The organism is Fluviicola chungangensis, from assembly GCF_007558725.1.
Taxonomy (GTDB): Bacteria; Bacteroidota; Bacteroidia; order Flavobacteriales_D; family Crocinitomicaceae; genus Fluviicola; species Fluviicola chungangensis.
This window is the reverse complement of record NZ_VLPL01000011.1, coordinates 19452-40001: the sequence shown is the minus strand read 5'-3', so window position 1 is coordinate 40001 and position 20550 is coordinate 19452. Positions and strand designations below refer to the sequence as shown.

Here is a 20550-nt window from a genome sequence, read left to right as displayed (position 1 = left end):
TTTCAAAATTATCTCATGAAACAGCAAAAAGGGTTCAAGGTTATCGGTATTTCAACAGAAACGTCTAACTTAAACGGAGAGGCGGCTTCTGCTATCGGCGCACTTTGGGGACAATTCATTTCAGAAAATTTACTGGAGAAAATCCCCAATCAACTGAATTCTGACATCGTTTGCATTTATACGGATTATGAAAGTGATTATACCGGGAAATACACTTGCATTCTTGGTTTGAGAGTTTCTTCTCTGGACACGGTTCCTGCCGGTTTGATTGGCCGGGAATTTCCCGGTGGAAATTACCAATCTTTTTTGGCAAAAGGCAGCCTGCCTGAAGCAATTGTCGATACCTGGAAATCTATTTGGGACCAGGACGAAACATTGAACCGCAGCTACACCTATGATTATGAGGTGTATGATGAACGCTCCCGGCTCGGAGATGAATCTGAAGTGGATATTTACATTGCGAAAAAGTAACTTTAGTTATGACAATATGTATCTCAGGGGCCAGTGGATTGGTTGGAAATGAAATCCTGATCCAGGTATTGAATGATCCGGGAACCGAAAAAGTATTGGTACTCGCGAGAAATCCCCTGGGTTTTGGACATCCCAAAATGCAGGTTGTGATCGTTCCCTTTGATCAACTTGACCAATTGGAAGTTGCTGAAAAAATTGATGTTGCTTTTTGTGCACTCGGAACTACCCTTCGAAAAGCAGGAAGCAAAGCCCGCCAGCAGGAAATCGACCGGGATTATGTCATTTCCTTTGGAAAATTTTGTAAAAAGGCCGGTGCAGAAAAAATAGGAATTGTTTCTTCAATCGGTGCAAATGCGGCATCCTCCAATTTCTATTTACGCACAAAAGGTGAGATGGAACAAGGCATTTCGCAATTGGGAATTCCAACAACCGTTTTCATTCGCCCCTCTTTTCTCATCGGTCCGCGAAAAGAAAAAAGCTTCGGAGACAAACTGATCCAGGGTATTTCTTTAGTAATCAGTCCGTTTCTGATTGGAAAAACACGCAAATACAGAGGCATCCATGGATCAAAAGTTGCCCAAAAACTCATTCGGGCAACTTTGACGGAACCAACAGGTATCCATTACCTTGAAATTCAGGACAATAATTGATTCAGTAGTATTAACTTCGCAAAATGAGTTTGAAACCGAAATATCCGAACCGTACAACTGAAGTTTGGCGTTTGCTTTCGGGTATCCTTTGTCTGCTCTTATTTGTAAGTAATTCCGCTTATGCGCAGCCTCTGGGAAAACTCATTGAATCGACTTTAAGTACCAACTCTCCTTTTACGATTCGGGTTTATGGAACGGAAGATGGAATTCCGCAACATCAAATTTCCGCAATGATTCCTGATAAAACGGGAAATTTACTAATCGGTACGGCAAACGGACTGGTTCAATTTAACGGCCAGACTTTCACAGACATCAATCCCACAGATGAAAGCCGAAAGGTACTTTGCATCAAAATGTTCCTGGATCCCAAAACGAATATCCTGTACGGTTTAAATAACAGGTCACAATTGTTTCAAATTTCCCCGGTTACAAGAATTCTTATCAAGGAACGCAACCTCGGAGCTTCCTTCTATCACGATTCGGTCATTTATGTTAACCGGAAAAAAGAAGTCCGAATTGCCAAACTCGGATCAACCAAAAGTCGCTTAATTTCTCGGATGGAACCCAAGTCCGGCATCTCCGGAGTCGGAATCATTGGCGGAACTCCTTTTTTTTCAGATTCCAGCGGAACCTATTTTTTACAGAAATCCAAGTGGGTCAAACTTTCAAAAGAAATCTATTCCCGTTCCAAAAGAGATCCGTATACCGGAGAAAATTACCTGTTGGGCCTAAATGGAATCGCCATTTATTACAAAGGGAAATTACTGCCCCAAAAATTCAAAGAATCAACACACGATACCTACTTCACTGATATCGCATTCAGCCCGCATGACGAAGTGTTTTTGGCTTCTCACGAAGGAATCTTTTATAAAAAGAACCGTGAAGCCGTTTTTGAATCTCAGAGCATCAATTTTCCAAGCAAAATAATTCTATCCCTGTTCTACAACACAGATGAAAATTTTCTTTTTGCAGGAAGCTCCGATAAAGGATTACTTCAACTCAAGGTGAAACAATGTACGTCGATCTACGACGAAATACTCCTGAAGGAATCTTCACTCAGTTCTATTATCAAGACCAACAATCAGTTGATTGTTTCGGGAACACATGAGAACATTTTTAAATTCAATCAGAAATCTATTTCGAGCTATTATAAAAAAAAGACGGATTTTGCCTGCCTTGCAAATATCAATGGAGAAGTATGGGCCGGAACATGGGGATCAGGAATAATTGTTTTAAAAAACGGCAAATTGGTCCGGTCCATTACGAAAGACCTCTCAGGGCATTCGATCCATGCACTTTTTCAGGACCGGAAAAAACGGATTTGGGTCGGAAAAGAAGATGGAATTTCATTCGGTGAAACCTCCAAGGATTTAAAACCTGCATTCGAAGCGCTCCATATCGGATTGGTGATTTGTTTCTATCAACTTAGGAACGGAGATATTTTAGTAGGAGGTGAAGACGGTTTTTTTATTTTTTCCGAAGATCTAAAACTGAAAAAACAATTTGGGATCCGGAACGGTTTGAAAGGAAAGGAGGTTCGCTCGTTCTATGAAAAAAAAGACGGGACGTTTTACATTGGCACTTACGGTGGCGGCTTGTATTACTGGGATCATAAAAAACTGCGTCCAATAAACCGAATGCGGAATTGTTTGCTCGACGACGATATTTTCACCCTGGCACCGGATAAAAACGGGAATTTGTACATTTCTTCCAATCACGGATTGTATGTAATCAGTGAACAGAAAATCGATGATTTCCTCTCGCATAAAAACAACTTCCTGATTCCATTCAGATTAGGACAAGATGACGGAATACTAAATACTGAATTCAATGGAGGATTCCAAAATAATTATTACTCCAGCGATAATCAGCATTTTTATTTCCCAACCATCCAAGGAGTTCTGATCAGCTTTTTCCATGTCCCCAAATACCGGAAATTACGCCCGTTTTTGAAGCTGGTATCCGTTAATGATAACATTCAAAAGCCTTCGAATCACGTCTTCCCGCGCAATACCCATACCATTAACCTGCAATATTATTGCCCGAATTTCACTCAATTCTACAACCTGCACTACCAATACAAGTTAGTTGGTCCGGACATCAAAGACGAATGGAGCGTTCCAACCAAAAAGGGAGAAATCAGCTTTAAAATGCTTCCTCCCGGAGAATACAAAGTATACATGCGCGGTATTGACGGTTTTAACGATCACAATCCCGACGAAATCATTTATTCTTTTAAAATAGAGAAACACATATACGAAACCCTATGGTTCAGACTATTGGCTTTCGGGCTGGTTTTCCTGCTTATCTTCCTGCTGACCTATAAGCGGATACAGATTTCAAAAGACCAGGAGTTAAAGGACAGTGAACACAGAAACACGATGTTCGAATTAAAATTGAAAGCCATTCAGGCTAAAATGAATCCGCATTTCATTTTCAATTGCCTGAACAATATTCAATACCTCATTGTAATGGGAAAACAGGAAGAAGCTGAATATGCCCTAAGCGATTTTTCCGGCCTCCTCAGAAGATTCCTGCAGCAAAGTGATAATTCATTCATTACACTCCGGGATGAAGTGGAGTTATTGAAATCCTACATTTCAGTTGAGCGTTTTCGTTTCGAGGAAAGCCTGGAAGTAGAAGTAAGTATTCCGGAAAACTTACTTCATTTGAAGATTCCAACCCTATTGATCCAGCCAACTGTGGAAAATGCCATCGTACATGGATTGGCCCACAAAAAAGGGGACAAAAAATTAGTGATCGAAGGATACCAGGAGGACGATACGATTATCCTGAAAATTGACGATAATGGAATTGGACGACAAGAGGCAAAACGCATCAACACTTATCGCGCAAATCATATTTCACATGGGTGGAATATGGTCCTTGATAAGATCAATTTATTAAAGGCAAAATATCAATATTCCGTTATCTTTGAAATAATTGATAAACCGGATAATAACGGAACAACCGTCATTTTCAAAATTCCATTGATGAATGAAGAAATGCTGGAAATTTAATTCGTAAAACAGTGAAAGCACTCATTTTAGACGACATTCGCATCAGCAGAGAAGGGTTGGCCACTTTGCTCAATAAGATCAATCCGGATATTGAAATTGTTGCCAGTGTTGCAACCGTGGAAGAGGCAAAACAGGTTTTCGATGAAATGAGCATTGATGTGGCATTTTTGGATATCCAGCTGCAATCGGGGACGAGCTTTGACCTGGTGGATGAAATTCCGTTTGAAACGAAAGTAGTATTCATTACTGCTTATGACGAGCATGCCATTGCTGCAATCCGGAAGGGCGCTTTTGACTACCTGCTGAAACCGATTAATTCTTCCGATTTAAGGAATTGCATCCAGCGCATCCAGGACGTAGATGCCCAAACTGCAGAAACCCATTCCCAATCTTCGGATAAGAGTGAAGAAAACCTGATTCAATCCGACCTGATCGGAATCACAGGACTTGATGCAATCATCTTCTTAAAAATAAATGACATCGTTTACCTGAAAGCAGATGGCAAATACACCATGATCCAAACGGTCAATGAGCACATCACCAGTTCAAAGAATTTAAAAGTGTTTGAAACCATGTTGCCGGAATCCAAATTCATGCGTGTGCATCATTCCTTTTTACTGAACCTGAAATACATTAAGAAATTTCAGAAAGAATACAACATGTTGATCTTGGATAACGGATCGCAAATCCCGGTATCCAAATCCCGAAAAGATTTATTGATGCAACGTTTGATGCATGTCTAAAAGATCATTCTTTGTTATATAATGATATTATTTTTGGTAACGAGCGGTTTGTGTAACCCCAATTTATCTATTGGATGGGTTGCCAAAGAATAAAGTAATAACCATCTGTAATCCAAACTAATTTTGATTATTATTATTCCAGTTAATATGAAAATTTGAATCATTTCGTTTTCACATGCAATAAGTTTCGTTTCAGATGCAATAAGTTTGCTTGCACATGGAATAAGTTTATCTGAAGATTGCTTCCGGACGATTGAAAATTGAAACCGGAAGGTTACACCACCGTGATATTGAAGCTTTCATCCAAAGCAATCGCACCTTCAATAACCTGGTGAGATCCAGGAATAAGCAGTCCTTTCATCTTACCGGTTTTTCCTTTGGAGATTAAATCGGTCAGTTGTTTGTCCGTCAGTTTCTTTCCAAGCAATTCAAAAGGGACCATAAATCCGCAAATTTTAAAATTACTGCAACCAACTCCCCGTTTCCCGGTCATCAATTTATGTGTTTTGCATTTCGGGCAATCCAGCTCCTCGATGCTTTGTTTTTCGGCCTTCTTGCGTTCTTTCTTTTCTTTCACTACTGCCACCGGTTGATCTGTATGAAGCTGAATCCTTACCGGTGCCTGTGAAAAAATTACCTCATCTGTCAGTTCGCGGACCATGATCATCAATTCCCGCTTGAATTGCTCCAGGTCGTACTCTCCTTTTTCAATTAACCGTAATTTTCGTTCCCACTGCCCGGTTAGCTCAGGACTTTTCAGTAGTTCATTCTGTATCGTATCAATCAATCCTACCCCTGTACTTGTAGCTATCAGGTTTTTGCGCTTCTTTTCGATGTATTTGCGTTTGAACAAGGTCTCAATGATATTTGCCCGGGTTGCAGGTCTTCCGATCCCATTTTCCTTCATCATATCGCGCAATTCCTCATCATCTACCGTTTTTCCGGCAGTTTCCATAGCGCGCAGTAAGGTCGCTTCTGTGTACGGTTTTGGCGGACTGGTTTTCCCCTGATGAATGAACGGTTCATGCGGACCGCTCTCTCCCTCCTCAAAATGAGGCATGGTTTGTTCCGGCTTTTCTACCACTTTTTTTCCTTCGGAGTCCGATTCCTTCGTTTCCTCCCAAACCACTCGCCAGCCAGGCTCAATGATTTGCTTCCCGGTTGCCTTGAATTCGATCTGACCAACTTTTCCAAGTACGGTGGTATTGGAAACTTTACATTCCGGGTAAAATGCAGCAATGAAACGACGTACGATCATATCATAAATCTGTTGCTCGGGGTGGCTCAAACCACTCGGTTGAATACCGGTAGGAATAATCGCGTGGTGATCCGTTACCTTTTTATCGTCGAAAACGGTTTTCAGTTTCGGAATGGGTTTTGCCAAAACCGATTCGGTAAACCGGGAATAATGGATCAATCCCTTCATGATTCCTTCGATCTTCGGGTGCAAATCTTCACTCAAATAAGTCGTATCAACCCGCGGATAAGTAACCAGTTTCTTTTCATACAGACTCTGAACGATCTTCAAAGTCTCCTCTGCCGAATTGCCGATTTTCTTATTGGATTCAACCTGCAGGGAGGTTAAGTCGAACAAACGCGGATTTCCTTCTTTTCCTTCTTTCTGTTCGAAGGAAGTAATCTCAAACGGATGCTCTTTCAGGTAAGCCAACCCCTTGTCTGCCTTTTCCTGGGTTTTCAAGCGATCGATCGAGGCAGAAAACTCCGTTTCGCGGTAAAGGGTTTTCAACTCCCAGTATTCTTCCGAGCGAAAAGCGTCAATTTCTTTTTGACGCGTAACGATCATGGCCAAAGTCGGAGTCTGCACCCGACCAATAGACAAGGTTGCTTTTCCCTGACCGAATTTTTTGGTAAACAAACGGGTTGCATTCATTCCCAGCAGCCAGTCACCGATTGCACGGGCACTTCCTGCGGCATATAGGTTTTGGTATTGTTCACCTGTTTTCAATGCCTGGAACCCTTCCCGAATAGCTTCTTCGGTAAGCGAGGAAATCCACAGACGTTTCATCGGCACCATGCATTTGGCTTTCGACAAAACCCAGCGTTGGATCAATTCCCCCTCCTGCCCGGCATCGCCGCAGTTGATCACTTCTTCGCAGGAAGAAACTAATTTTTCAATGATGGAGAATTGTTTCTTTACCCCGGAATCCTCGATGAGTTTAATCCCGAATTTCTCAGGAATGATCGGCAGGTCCTCCAGTTTCCAGTACTTCCATTTTTCGTGGTAGTCGTGTGGTTCTTTGAGTGTGCATAAATGCCCGAACGTCCAGGTTACCCAATAACCGTTTCCTTCATAAAAGCCATCGTGGCGCTGTTTTGCACCAATAACTTCTGCGATATCACGAGCTACGGAAGGCTTTTCGGCAATGCACAATTTCATAACAGACAAAGTTAGTCAATGCCAAAAGGCGAGACAAGGTGGTTTTGAACAAAATGAGGAAATGTTTCAACAAAAATTCATCATATCATGACTCTACAATATGATGAAATCATGATATAGGGACAACATGAAAACACAATATCATGTTTTCGTTATATCACGAAATGGTGCACTTATTTCTTCTTACACTTCTTCCCCTAGAAGCTTACCACGTGTTCTTATCCACCTGATTTCACTCCGAAAAATGATTCGAATTGAAGATCACTCGTCATTACTTCTTCGTGTACTTTTTTACCTCAAAACTCACCGCATGCTTCTCGTCTGCTTCCTGCTGAAAAACAAGTTCCACGTTCCATTCGGATTCATCAAAATTCGGAAAAAAGGTATCTGCTCCGTAGGTATGATTCACATGCGTAATAAACATTTCGTCCAATACACCCAAGTCCATCACTTCTTTGTAGATCTGTCCTCCGCCGATAATATACACCGTGCGCTCCGTTTCATTTCGATAGTGTTCCAGGCATGCTTCCAGGGACGGAAAAATAATCGCTCCCGGAGCTTTGTAATCCGCATTGCGCGTTAAAACCGCGTTTTCCCTGTTTGGCAACGGGCGGAAACGTTCCGGGATGGAATCGTAATTCTTGCGACCCGTAACTACAATATGACCGGTCGATGTTTCTTTAAAGAATTTCATATCTGCCGGCAAGTGCCACATCAGGTCGTTGTTTTTTCCTATTCCGCGTTCGTTGTCCATAGCAACGATTAATGATACTTTCATTGAATGACTTTATTTATATTCGGTAGGAGAAATAAAAACAATATTTCCTACTGTTTTAATATTTTTCTCCTTCAGAGTTTTCAATGCTTCTTCCTCACTTTTAAAATATCCTATGACCCAATGATATTCACCATCCACTCCGAGAACCTTATGTGATGGTTCATGGAGTAAATCCTCAATCTCGCCATATTCAGTAAGTGTCATGTTCACAGATGTATAGTCCAAAGCATAATACCCTTTCAGCAATTTACCATACTGATCTATCATTGCCGGATCAGAAACCCGGTATTCCGTTGTTCCTTTCGAATGCTCCTTGAACAGTGCTCTCGAATCGGAGAAAAAGATGTCGTATTTCGTTTTAGCTTCCGTATCCAGGAACCCGGAACGACAACTGTTGTAATCAAAATCCGGTAAAATATAGAAAGGTTTCACCACCGCTTCCTGGCGCGGATAAACCCACGTAAATGCATATTCGACTTTATCTAAGACTGCTTTACCATCCGCTTTTTTCACTTCTGCCATCAGGATCATTCCACCGTCTTTGGTACGGTCCCGCTGGTTGGAAACAAAATTCCCCAATGACCAGGCCGTCAGTTTCTTTTCACCCTTAATCTCTTTGACTTCTACCGGCTGCAGCACATGCGGATGGCCTCCGATTACCATGTCTGCTCCCTGGTCGTAACAGAATTTCTCCCAGTTTTTCTGATAGGCATTCGGCAAGGATTGATACTCCGTCCCCCAATGCAAGGTGCAAACGATCAAATCGACATTCATTTCACGCGCCTTTTTGAAATCAGCTTCCATGACCGCACTGTCGATATAATTGATAATCAACGGAGCGGCAACCGACAGTCCGTTTGTTCCATAGGTATAATTCAAAACGGCCACTTTGAACCCGTTTTTCTCTACCAACAAAGGGTAATTTTTGTTCCGCTCTTCTTTGCTGCGAAAAGTTCCGGTATGTTTTACCATCAATCTGTCCAAAACATCCAGCGTCTTAACGACACCTTTTGAACCACCGTCACAACTGTGATTGTTTGCTGTAATAATGACATTGAAGCCGACGTCCACCAAACTTTCAGATAATTCAGGCGGTGCCGAAAACTGCGGATAGCCTTTGTATGGCTTTCCTGCATGTGTTACTTCCAGGTTTGCTATGGAAATATCCGCGTTTTTAATAATTGGTTTCACAAACTGAAAGCAATCACGGTAGTCGTACGCATCTTTCTTTTCGTTATAAGCTCCTGCAATTTGTCCGCCGTGCTGCATGATATCTCCTACAAATAAACATTTCAGGCGGGAAGAATCGGATTGGGCAAACGAAACTGCAAATCCGAAAATGATTAATAGAATACTTAGAAGTTGTTTCATTTTACTTTTCGAATTTAATAATCACTATTTTATCAGTTCTGATCAAAGCCCGCAATGCTTTCTCCAATGGTACTTTTGCCCGTTCAGGTAATTTCAGCCGGTTTCCCGAAGCAATCATTTTATTGCGCGCTTTTCGTTGTAACCCGGCACGCTCGTAATCCTTCCATTCACCATTTTCCAAGTACACTTCCGTACCTTTCGGATTCAGTGAAACGGAAAGCAATTCCGGTTGCGGGATAACAATTGTTAAGGTATCGTCTTTTGGAATGAATTGGAAATCCTTTCTTTTCAAATCCACTCCATACAGCAATTCTCCTTTGACAATCAACGTTAAACGTCTTTTAATACCGCTTGGATGCAAACCATGCTTAAACTGGTCCGGGTCTGTTAACTTGTCCAGTGTTCCCCAATAAAATTCACTTTCCGATTTGTAATATTCCACGGTATCAACCACAGCTTCATCCTGGAACTTCAGGGTGTTTAATTCCAGGATCGAACGAATTTGCTCGACCTTCAATGGAGTATCCTCCAAAACAATTTCATCTTCCGATTTGTCCTTGAAAAACAATTGATACACCCAATAACCACCAAAGGCAATCAATCCAACAAGAACCAATCTAATGATCAACGTTCGTATTTCTTTTATCTTTTGGAGTTTCATGTACGATTACTTGTTCAAATCCTAAATTCTTATAAAAATCAATGATGAAGGTCCTGGCATGCTGTTCTGCTTCATCCAGAATGTTGAGTTTTTCCAAATCTTTCCGAATGGATTCCTCCCCCTTCTTCAACACCTTTGATTTATCCAACTGCGAAAAATCAGACCGGAAACCATTCACATCTGTCATTTCCGTGCGGACCAAATCGGGATCCATTTCAAACGAGACGATTTCCGGTGGCGGAAGCTGAATGATAATTTTATTGCCTTTTACTTCAATATCGGATTCCTTGATCGCATTCAGGTTTACACCCGCTTTCACGGTCGCTTTGCAACTTAACAGGATCTTTCGATCGCCGTAAGTATACCACTCTCCTTTGTCATCCCAATGAATGATTTTTCCAAGTGTATATTCCGTTGTGGATAGCGTCCCGATCGCACGAATGCGGTAAATCTCCGATTCATGCACTTCCTTGTCTTCTCCGCAGGAACCGAGAAGCAATACCATTAAACTTAAAAACAACCCGTTTCTCATAGCTCTGATTCAAACGCAGCTATACACATCGCCTGCATCCCTACAATTAATGCCTTACTGTCAATGTCAAATTTCGGATGATGCACTCCATAAATAATGCCTAAGTCTTCGTTCCGGACCCCGAGACGGAAAAAACACACCGGGATTTCCTGTGCATAAAACGAAAAATCTTCCGAAGTTAGGCGAATGGGTAATTCTTCCACATGCCCTTTCCCGAAAAAAGCAGTACTTCGTTTTATCATTTTTTCTGTCAAAACCGGATCGTTTTCCAGGTATGGGTATCCCTTTGATATTTCCAGGTCGGCAGTGGCACCAAATTGTTCACAGGTCGCATGTACGTGATTGGCGATCATATCCAGAGCTTCTTTTCTCCAAGCCTCGTTCATTGTCCGAAAGGTTCCTTTCAAAACTGCTTTTTCCGGAATAATATTGGTTGCTCCAAGTGCTTCAAAATGCCCGAAGGATAAAACACAAGGAACTTTCGGGTCACATTTTCTGCTGACGATTTGCTGTAAACCGGTCAACAAATGTGCTCCGATCATAATCGGATCAATGGTCTGATGCGGAGTAGCGCCATGACCACCTTTTCCATTGATGGTCAGATAGATCTCATCGCAGGAAGCCATATACAAACCGGGTCTGAATCCGACATTACCCACCTTCATTTCCGGAAATACATGTAAAGCGAACAACTCATGAACAGGTGGATCCTGCAACACTCCATCCGCAATCATCAAAGAAGCCCCGCCCGGATTTTTTTCCTCACCTGGTTGGAAAAACAATTTCACCGGATGTTTCAGCAGGTTCTTGTTTTCCCACAAAATTTCCGCAGCACCCAATAGAATAGCCGTATGTACATCGTGTCCGCAAGCATGCATGACACCATCTACAGTAGATTTATACGCACAATTATTTTGCTCTCTGATTGGCAATGCATCCAGTTCGGAACGCAAACCAATACACGAATCGGTTTCTTTGTGCTTTTCCGAACGGATAATTCCCACTATTCCGGTCCCGGCAATTTCCTTTTGGTAAGGAATTCCGATTTTTTCCAATTGCTCAGCAACAAAGCTCATCGTGTTGTATTCCGAATACGATAATTCGGGGAAACGATGCATGTGCTCCCGGTATCCTTTGACTTTATCAAATAATTCTTTGGAGCGTGTTCGGATAATGTGATGAATTGCTGAATCCATTTACTTTTGGTATGACTGATAATCAAAGGTACAAAAATTCGAGTTGGTTGAAGACAAGACAATCGAGTTCAATTGGTTCAAAATGCTTGCGCTAAAGCTTTAGCATCGGCACAGAGTTAAAAAAGTTCAAAGAGTTCAATCGAAAATTTGAAATCATCTTAGAAAAGTCCTACCATTTTGAACCTCTTTATTCTGCCACCAGCAAATTACATCCACGAATATCCGAGTGGTCAAAACGGCCCATCAACCGCAGTTTTCCCTGTTCTATTCTTCCTAAGTCCTGGGTTTCAATAAATGCACAGGAATAAATGTTGGCTAAATCCATAACATTGACTCCTCCGGTTTTGTCCGGTCCGACCAATCCAAACGGATCATTCACCTCCCGCAATGAGATTTTCATCCAGGAAGGCAGCTCAAACACTCCGTTTCGGTCACTATAAGCCTGGGAAAGTAATTCACACATTCCATATTCCGAAGCAATATACTCGCAGCCAAATCCGGTAACCAATTCCCGATGCATCTCATCTTTGGTCATTTCTTTCCGCTTGCCCTTCATTCCCCCGGTTTCAATAACGGTAACGTCATGTAAATCCGGTTGCATTTCTGCCAAATCCAATAAAGCATATGAAACACCAAATAAAACCAGCTTCTTCCCGGTTTTCCTTCCTTCGGAAATTGCAGCAAGTAAAGTTCCCGGGCTATCCAGGTAATATCCGGACAAGGAATCTCCTGTTTTTTCAATCAGTTTATCCACCATATAAACCAAACTGGATTCACCTTGTGAAACATAATTCGGCAACAATGCAAAGATGATCTGCTCTTCCAATTTCCCCAAAAACTGCCCGTAGGTCGGGACAAATGAACGTTCATAAATAGAAACATCTGCCACATAATGGGTGCTACGAACCATCCCGGTTGTTCCGCTGCTTTTAAAAATTTGTTGAACTGAACGCCCTTCCGCAATGATTTGATGCGTTTTGAAAAAAGCGATTGGTAAATGGGGAATCTCAGAGTAATGTGTCGGCTCAGGGCGATTGATCAATTCCAAAAACGTTTTGTAAACCGGAACGTGTTCTTTTTGAAAACGATACACTTCCAATGCGCAGAGATTGAAATCGGACTCTGTTTGAATAGAAAAAATGCGATCAATAAGCGCTTGCATAGAACAAAGATAGCTTGTTTTTTCTTCAGAAAACGCCTTGCAGGCTTTCCAGGCAGCTCCAACATAGCGAACTGCAATTGTTCCCCGGCTTTTCCGTCTTGCGAGACGGAGCCTCAGTCTTCACCAGCTACAGCTATCCCTCGGCTTTTCCGTCTTGCGAGACGGAGCCTCAGTCTTCACCAGCTACAGCTGGTTCTTATTTCAAGGGAAGTTTCAAAGTAAAGGTCGTTCCTTTTCCGGGTTGACTCTTTACCTGAATCGCTCCTCCATGCTCTTCCACAATGAGTTTCACATAATAAAGCCCCAATCCAAAACCTTTTACATCGTGCAAATTCCCTGTCGGAACCCGGTAAAATTTATCGAAAATCATCTTCAGATCTTCCCGTTTTATCCCGATCCCGTTATCTGTAACTGACAAGTAAAAGAATTGCGCATCGTCCCAGGTACGAATATCAATATACGGAACCGTATTGCAATATTTCACTGCATTATCCAGCAAATTATAGATCACGTTGGTAATGTGGACCTCATCGATCATCAACGTATCTTTCTGGGCATCCAGTAATAATTCGATTCCTCCTCCCTGGTCTGTCTGATTGATATCAAAACTTTCCTTTGCTTCCAGGATCAGGTCATGAATGGAGCAGGATTCCTTTTTCAGAGTTAACTTTTCGCGATCCAGCTTCGCCACATTCAACACCCGTTCCACCTGGTTTTCAAGACGTTTGTTTTCCTTGTAAATGATTTCAGCATACCGGTGCAAACGATCCGGATCACCTGTAAAATCATCCCTCAGCAACAATTCACTGGAAAGTCCGATAGTAGAAATCGGCGTTTTCAATTCGTGTGTCATGTTGTTGATGAAATCGGTCTTCACTTCTGAAAGCCGCTTTTGTTTCAGAATCACATTCAGGGTAAAAACAAAGAACAAGAACAAAAGAAGCAACAAAACGACCAGGTAAAACCAGGGATAAAAATCCGTTTTATTCACTTCAATAGAAGTAGAACTTACATTCGGAAAAAGAACGGTAAAATAATGCCCGTCATTCTTCCATTTCAATTGATTGGAAGTTTTACCCACAGAATCATTGTCTGTTACGGAGTAAGATGAATCTTTGGTGTATTTGATCAGGTTCCCGAAAACGATCGAATCGGAATAACAATCGTAAATCCCATAAACGAAGTCCTGGTTCAGGCTCTGATTATCAAACTCCCGTTTCAATAATTGCTCCAGGTAAAACGGATGCAATTCTTCTTCAATATCTACTGAAAAGTAATTCGGACGGATTTGTTTTACCGCCCCGTACAAATTGGCGCTGATATCATCCTTGGTATTGATTTGCTCGAGTACATCCCGTAAGGCAATGTGCGCCCGTTCGGAGAACTGCTTTAAGTTCAGGCTGTCTTCCCTTTCCTGGATCTGAACAGTCAGCCGTTGTGCTTCATTTGTTTTATGGATCCAGAACAATTGAATGCTCAGAACACTCAGCAAAGAGAGTATCCCCAGGATAATAACGGTATTAATTGTTTTGCGATTCAAAAGATAATTGATAATGAAAAATGGAATAATTGAAAAGGTTGTTCACATGAAGCTGCGATTTCAGACTTATCGAAGCAGTGCTATCTCATCTTTTCAATTGTCAATTTTCAATTTTACATTAATATGCTTCCATAGAAGGGTCCACTTCTTCGATCCATGCTAAAATCCCACCTTCCAGGTTATACAGGTTCGTAAATCCATGTTGCTGCTCCAAAAAAGCAATCACGTTGGCACTTCTTTTTCCCGAACGGCAATGCACCACTACTTTTTTGGTTTTATCGATTTGACCAAATTCAGCAGGAATATCATTCATCGGAATTAAAATCCCGTCCAGCGTACAAATTTCATTTTCATACGGTTCACGCACGTCAATCAATTGGAAATCTTCGTTTCCGTCTCTCCATGCTTTCAATTCTGTAACTGTGATGCTTTTCATGTCTTTATTAAAAATAAAAGGTTCAAAGGTTAAAAAGGCTCAATCGTTGAATCACATATTCCTTTGTTTAAAATTTTGGAATTGTTTGAACTTATTAAACCAGTAAAGCGACCAAAAGATCGCTCTACAAAATTACTTAATAAGCCCGAAAAACTATTCATTCCCAAGCTCTTTAACTACTTTTTAGCTTTTACCGAATACTTTCTTCAATAAGTCGGTAACCTGCGCTGCCGGGTCTTTTCTTATTTTAGCCTCCTGTTCACTGATCAGAACCATTAAACCGTCAATTGCTTTTGCCGTTACATATGCCTCCAAATCCGGATTCTGTTTCGTAACTCCCGGAATTTTGTTGTACTTCGTCACCAACGGATTCCAATATTCCGTAACCCGTACTTTATCCATTGCTGTTTTTACGATCGGTTTAAATTTCTCTGTCAACGAAGCAGTTGTTTTTTCACGCAAAAAATGAGTGGCTGCCGTATCACCTCCATTCAGAATAGCAAAACCGTCACCAACCGACATTCCTTTCACTGCTCCGGCAAACACATCAAAAGCGCTTTTGGCAGCTTCCTCAGCCGCCCGGTTTACCGATTCTTCAAACTGAGTCACCTGACTCTGCATTCCCAGCATCACCAATTTGTCTTTCATGTTTTTCGCTTCTGCCGGCCAGGGAATAAAAATCTTCTGATTCTTGTAAAACCCATCTGTTACACTTGCTGCATTTGCCGCCGTTTTCGCGCCGGTTGTTAATGCTTCACGTAAACCACTTACTACCTCATCATTTGTCAGTGAACTTTTCGATGTGGATGTTCCTGTGCTTAATGTTTCTTTCCCTTTGGAAACGATTTTTCCCAAAGTTTGGGCGTTTGACAAATAACTCGTGCTGATGACTAAAGCAATGGCGATACTGATTTTCATATTGTGTGTTTTAATTCTAGTGTATTGGAGGAACAACCCGACAAACTGGTTTAATCCTACTCTTTAACGTCCCGAAACTCCAAAAATTGTTCCATAAAATAAGTCGGGACGCAATGTATCGCCTCCCCGACTATGATATGTTATCTTTAAAACCCCTGAACCCCGTTGACCGTGGTGTATTTCAAAATGTTTTTCTTATCCGGATGGATTCGTGCAAATGCAGACTGAACAGCCAAAGTTCCTTCGTGGAAACCACACAAGATGAGTTTCAACTTATTTTCGTAGGTATTTACATCACCGATGGCATAAATTCCCGGAATATTTGTTGAATAATCAAGGGTATTCACTTTGATCGCGTTTTTTTCGATTTCCACCCCCCAATCGGCAATTGGTCCCAAAGATGGTTTTAAACCAAACAGAGGAATAAAGTGATCTGTTTCACGCGTCATTTCACCTTGCGTATTGTGCTGGATTTTTACACGTTCCAAAGAACCGTTCCCTTCCACCCCTACAACTTCAGCTTCCGTAATCAGGTTGATCTGACCATTTCCGGCCATATCAATTACTTTTTGAACAGAATCCAGGTGACCGCGGAAAGAAGCACTTCGATGAACCAGCACCACTTCTTTCGCAATTTTCTTTTCCGCTAAAAAGATTGCCCAATCCAAAGCGGAATCTCCACCACCTGCTATCACACAACGTTTTCCTCTGTAAAATTCCGGATCCTTGATGATGTATTCGATTCCTTTGTCCTCAAAATCTGCAATATTTGAGATCGGCGGTTTTCGTGGCTCGAAAACCCCCAGCCCTCCTGCAATCATAACGATCGGAGCTTCATGTTTGGTTCCTTTCACCGTGGTTACAACGAATTTTCCGTCTTCTTTTTTATCAATAGACATTGCTGCTTCTCCCAGTGTAAACCCCGGTTTAAAAGGTGCAGCCTGCTCCATCAGGTTATCGATCAGCTCACCCGCCAAAACAGATGGGAATCCTGGAATATCGTAAATCGGTTTCTTCGGATAAATTTCAGAACATTGTCCGCCCGGCTGAGGCAAAGAATCTATTAAATGGCAGCGTAATTTCAATAATCCGGCTTCAAAAACGGTGAAAAGCCCAACCGGACCCGCACCGATGATAATTATGTCTGTTTCAATCATTTTTCCTGTTAAAAGTGCAGCAAAAATACGGATTGTTTCCCAGATAGAGATCACTAAAAAATGGTAAAACTATCCTAGTCCAGAACTAAAAAACAGGACGATATAGAAAGGTTTTCCGGAATGAATCAGCACGTAATTCCGGAGTTTTATCAAGCTTTGTTACTTTTACCAAATAGAATATGCATATTATACTACCACAAATGCACAAATGAATAGCTCACCTGCCGGATTCACCAGACTTCAGCAGGCACCTTTAACATTTGCCCATTTATGAAAAACAATAAAACAGTTGCGTGGTTAAAACAGGAAAGAAGTCGTTTTCAGATTTTATAAAAGAACATTCCATCATCCTTGGAATTCTTTTGCTGGCACTCATTCTGAGATGTTATGACCTGTTTTCCATTCCTTACACACACGATGAACTCAGCGGCTTACTGCGTACCCGTTTCGGTTCCTTCCATGAATTGATCGCGAAAGGTGTAAAAGTGGATGGTCATCCGGCTTTCGTGCAAGTCTTTCTCTATTACTGGACCGGATTATTCGGAACTTCGGAATGGATTGTTAAACTTCCGTTTATTTTTTCAGGGGTCGGTGGAGTCTATTTCGCCTATAAAATAGGGAAACGCTGGTCGAATGTTACAGTAGGACTAATTGTAGCTGCAATCATTGCAACCAGCCAATACCCGTTGATGTACAGCCAGATTGCGCGACCTTACACCTCCGGATTTTTCTTCACCTTATGGTTTGCTTATCATTGGGGAGAAATTGTATTCTTTAAGAACTATGCCCGGAAACACCTGATCTGGTTTCCCGTTGCGGCGGCACTTTGTGCATACAATCACCATTTCAGTATGCTGACTGCAGGATTGATCGGGCTTTTTGGAATTATTTACACTTCCAGGGATTTTCTCCGGAACTATTTAGTGCTTTGTTTGGCAGCGATCATTTTATACTCCCCGCATTTCACCATTCTGGCCGCACAGCTTAAAATGGGCGGGTTGTCCGGCTGGTTGGGTAAACCGGAACCTGCTTTTTTGAGTCATTACATCTATTATATTTTCCAGTTTTCCACTATCGTGATTATACTTTATTCTGGAATCATTGTCTGGACACGCATTTCAGGAATAAACGTCAAACGCAATTCAAAAGCCATTCTTTTTTCAGGCATTCTGTTCTTTACCGTTTTCTTTACCGGGTATTTTTATTCCATTTACGTTGCCCCTGTATTACAGCCTTCCGTTCTAATTTTTGCCTATCCCTTCCTGCTTTTATTCCTGTTCGGATGGGCAAAGGAGCAAGACAAAAAAACAAATTTGATCCTTGTTTCCGCCATTATTTTATTAAACTGTTTTGTCCTTGTTTTCCAGCGCAAACACTACTCTGTATTTTACAAAACCCCCTTTAAGCAATTGGTTTTGGATGTTGCAGACTTATACAAAGAACCAGGTTTTGCAATTATTTTCTCTGATGAGCCAAAAACGCGGTTTTATGAAGAAAGAGGCGATTTATGGATTCCGGGACCAGAACAATGCAAGTTCATTACTGTCCCCGAATTTACTGAGAAAGATCTGGAAGCATTATTAGATCAATTATCCGGGCGATATGATCAGATCTATTTAGGGGCAACATCCTCCCTTCCCCCTTCTTACAGAACAATCATTCTTGAAACTTATCCGCACATTATCTGGCAGAAGAACTATTTCTCCGCGTCTACCCTGCTTGTTTCCAAAGGCAAACCCAGTGAAAAACCGATTGCGGATATCACTAAGAATAAAAACCTGTTTAACGGCTACAATCCGGGAAAATGGTACGATGGCGGATATCACTTTGAGAAAGACGAAGAATGGGGTCCGGGTTATTCCAAAGAATTGAGCAAACTGGTAAAAAGACCTTCGGATTTAGTAGATGTGGTGGTCAAATTGAAACTTTCAGACCCTAAACAAGAACCCCTTTTGGTTCTTACTATTCAATCGGGCGATTCAACCATTGTTTTCCAGGGCACACCTGCTTCCAGGCATACAATCAATCAAAAGGACAGCACGGTCACGTTGGTTCAATCCATCAAGTTTATCGATCTGAAATATCAGAAACTGGAAAATCCGACTCTGAACACCTTTATTTGGAATCGGGACAAAAACCCGTTGCAAATCCTTTCTTTCCGGGTGATTTACAGGAAAGACAATCCGCTGACTTATGGATTGTATGAACCGATCGTAGAGTGATTCCGAAATTTTAGTTGCGTGTACACGCGCTACTTTAATATACTTATTTTTTTTGATACCACCCTTCTAGGGTTGTAAACCCTAGAACGAAATTAAAAGCCCAAAATCAGGGATTCGAAATTCAAATATATTTCTTCGCGAATTCCCACAAAACGATTCCGGCACAAACAGAAACATTCAAACTATGTTTGGTACCGAACTGTGGAATCTCGATGATGTAATCCGAGGAATCGATCACGGATTGGTCTACGCCGTCTACTTCATTCCCAAATACCAAAGCAAACTTCCGATCCGTTAAATCAGAAATCTCATGCAGCAAAACGGTTTTTTCTGCCTGTTCAATGCTGCAAACAGCAATTCCGTCCCCTTTCAATTGAGAGACCAGTTCATTAATATCTTCCCGGTATTCCCAATCGATGGTATCGGTTGCCCCCAGTGCGGTTTTATGAATTTCGCGATGCGGAGGTTGTGCAGTAATCCCACACAAATAGATTTTTTCCACATTGAAGGCATCTGCCGTGCGAAAAAAAGAACCGATATTGCTTAGGCTTCGAATATCGTTCAAAACAATGATCAGGGGGAATTTTTCCTGACCTTTAAAAGTCTGTTCATCTACACGCTCCAGCTCCCACAATTTCAATTTCCGGTTCATAGGGCAAAAATACCTATTTGCATCATTTTTTTGGACAAGTAATCCGATTCATTTATTTTCACTGTATGGAAACCATCCTGATACTAATAATATCCATCTCTTTCTGCAATTTGTCAGTTGCACAATGCCCGACTGCCGGTCAGGATTCTGCAGCAACCTATTGTCCCAACGAAGTCTTCAATATTGCAAACCTGAGATCCCTGGATGCCGATACAACTGGCATATTCATTAATCCGATGGGTGATACGATGACGAATACGATTATTTCACTCCAATTTCCGGGACAATACACCTATTTTTACCACATATCGGATACCAACTGTCCGGTAGATACCGCTAAATATATTGTTACCATTCTGCCTGTTTCTGCCTGTTTCTGGGAACTTACCGAAAACGCTTCTGAGAACAATCAACTCATTCACTCCAACCCGGTAAGCAATGAATTGGTATTAAATGATCTCCAATTCGACCAACTGGAAATTATAGATCCTGCCGGAAGAATTGTTTTGATACATCCTTCTTCAAACAACCCGCACATTGACATTTCAAAACTTGAAAATGGAAATTACCTGTTGATAGTGGTTAACAACGGAACGAGACAGTTTCAGCGCTTCATCAAAACCTGATAAGACCAGCATCTGTT

18 protein-coding genes are annotated in these 20550 nt (G+C 41.5%); 6 read left to right on the top strand and 12 right to left on the bottom strand.

What is annotated here, in order from left to right:
- Nucleotides 1-15 precede the first annotated feature (15 nt).
- The 4 genes from FO442_RS17275 to FO442_RS17260 are packed head-to-tail and all read left to right on the top strand — an operon-like array spanning nt 16 to nt 4884.
- Complete coding sequence (locus tag FO442_RS17275; protein ID WP_144334472.1) at nt 16-471, top strand: GyrI-like domain-containing protein; 456 nt, start codon at nt 16-18, stop codon at nt 469-471.
- A gap of 8 nt (nt 472-479) precedes the next feature.
- Nucleotides 480-1121, top strand: coding sequence for an NAD(P)H-binding protein (locus FO442_RS17270; protein WP_144334471.1), 642 nt, complete (start codon nt 480-482; stop codon nt 1119-1121).
- A gap of 23 nt (nt 1122-1144) precedes the next feature.
- Nucleotides 1145-4141 carry a sensor histidine kinase gene (locus tag FO442_RS17265; RefSeq protein WP_144334470.1) on the top strand — a complete coding sequence of 999 codons (2997 nt, stop codon included), beginning with the start codon at nt 1145-1147 and terminating at the stop codon, nt 4139-4141.
- Nucleotides 4142-4152: 11 nt separating this feature from the next.
- On the top strand, nt 4153-4884 hold the full coding sequence (locus FO442_RS17260; RefSeq protein ID WP_144334469.1) for a LytR/AlgR family response regulator transcription factor: 732 nt from the start codon (nt 4153-4155) through the stop codon (nt 4882-4884).
- A gap of 274 nt (nt 4885-5158) precedes the next feature.
- Here the strand turns inward: FO442_RS17260 and FO442_RS17255 are convergent, their stop codons facing one another.
- The 11 genes from FO442_RS17255 to FO442_RS17205 form a co-directional block, all read right to left on the bottom strand.
- Nucleotides 5159-7282 carry a type IA DNA topoisomerase gene (locus FO442_RS17255; protein WP_144334468.1) on the bottom strand — a complete coding sequence of 708 codons (2124 nt, stop codon included), beginning with the start codon at nt 7280-7282 and terminating at the stop codon, nt 5159-5161.
- A 271-nt stretch (nt 7283-7553) separates the two neighbouring features.
- On the bottom strand, nt 7554-8060 hold the full coding sequence (locus tag FO442_RS17250) for a dihydrofolate reductase (RefSeq protein WP_144334467.1): 507 nt from the start codon (nt 8058-8060) through the stop codon (nt 7554-7556).
- 9 nt (nt 8061-8069) lie between these two features.
- On the bottom strand, nt 8070-9431 hold the full coding sequence (locus FO442_RS17245) for a CapA family protein (protein ID WP_144334466.1): 1362 nt from the start codon (nt 9429-9431) through the stop codon (nt 8070-8072).
- 1 nt (nt 9432) lies between these two features.
- On the bottom strand, nt 9433-10092 hold the full coding sequence (locus FO442_RS17240) for a DUF4230 domain-containing protein (protein ID WP_144334465.1): 660 nt from the start codon (nt 10090-10092) through the stop codon (nt 9433-9435).
- Entirely contained in the window at nt 10049-10624 is a 576-nt protein-coding gene (locus tag FO442_RS17235; protein WP_144334464.1) for a DUF4230 domain-containing protein, read from the bottom strand. Before FO442_RS17235 ends, FO442_RS17240 begins: the two co-directional genes overlap by 44 nt.
- A complete protein-coding gene (locus FO442_RS17230) occupies nt 10621-11820 on the bottom strand; it encodes a M20 metallopeptidase family protein (RefSeq protein ID WP_144334463.1) in 1200 nt (399 codons plus the stop codon). Before FO442_RS17230 ends, FO442_RS17235 begins: the two co-directional genes overlap by 4 nt.
- A gap of 187 nt (nt 11821-12007) precedes the next feature.
- Nucleotides 12008-12982, bottom strand: coding sequence for an acyl transferase (locus FO442_RS17225; RefSeq protein ID WP_144334462.1), 975 nt, complete (start codon nt 12980-12982; stop codon nt 12008-12010).
- 196 nt (nt 12983-13178) lie between these two features.
- The gene (locus FO442_RS17220) at nt 13179-14522 is read right to left on the bottom strand and encodes a sensor histidine kinase (protein WP_144334461.1); all 1344 of its coding nucleotides are present in this window, start codon (nt 14520-14522) and stop codon (nt 13179-13181) included.
- A 118-nt stretch (nt 14523-14640) separates the two neighbouring features.
- Nucleotides 14641-14958, bottom strand: coding sequence for a rhodanese-like domain-containing protein (locus FO442_RS17215; RefSeq protein WP_144334460.1), 318 nt, complete (start codon nt 14956-14958; stop codon nt 14641-14643).
- Nucleotides 14959-15141: 183 nt separating this feature from the next.
- Nucleotides 15142-15876 (bottom strand): DUF4197 domain-containing protein, encoded by a 735-nt coding sequence (locus FO442_RS17210; protein WP_144334459.1) that lies wholly within the window; start codon nt 15874-15876, stop codon nt 15142-15144.
- 146 nt (nt 15877-16022) lie between these two features.
- The gene (locus FO442_RS17205; protein WP_144334554.1) at nt 16023-17033 is read right to left on the bottom strand and encodes an NAD(P)/FAD-dependent oxidoreductase; all 1011 of its coding nucleotides are present in this window, start codon (nt 17031-17033) and stop codon (nt 16023-16025) included.
- 293 nt (nt 17034-17326) lie between these two features.
- Here FO442_RS17205 and FO442_RS17200 point away from each other — a divergent pair, with 293 nt between their 5' ends.
- On the top strand, nt 17327-19255 hold the full coding sequence (locus FO442_RS17200; RefSeq protein WP_144334458.1) for a glycosyltransferase family 39 protein: 1929 nt from the start codon (nt 17327-17329) through the stop codon (nt 19253-19255).
- Nucleotides 19256-19376: 121 nt separating this feature from the next.
- On the opposite strand, the gene FO442_RS17195 is transcribed toward FO442_RS17200, so the two are convergent.
- Nucleotides 19377-19907 (bottom strand): RNA methyltransferase, encoded by a 531-nt coding sequence (locus tag FO442_RS17195; protein WP_144334457.1) that lies wholly within the window; start codon nt 19905-19907, stop codon nt 19377-19379.
- A 65-nt stretch (nt 19908-19972) separates the two neighbouring features.
- On the opposite strand from FO442_RS17195, the gene FO442_RS17190 reads away from it, so the two are divergent.
- Nucleotides 19973-20533, top strand: a complete 561-nt coding sequence (locus tag FO442_RS17190) for a T9SS type A sorting domain-containing protein (RefSeq protein WP_144334456.1) — start codon at nt 19973-19975, stop codon at nt 20531-20533.
- Nucleotides 20534-20550 lie beyond the last annotated feature (17 nt).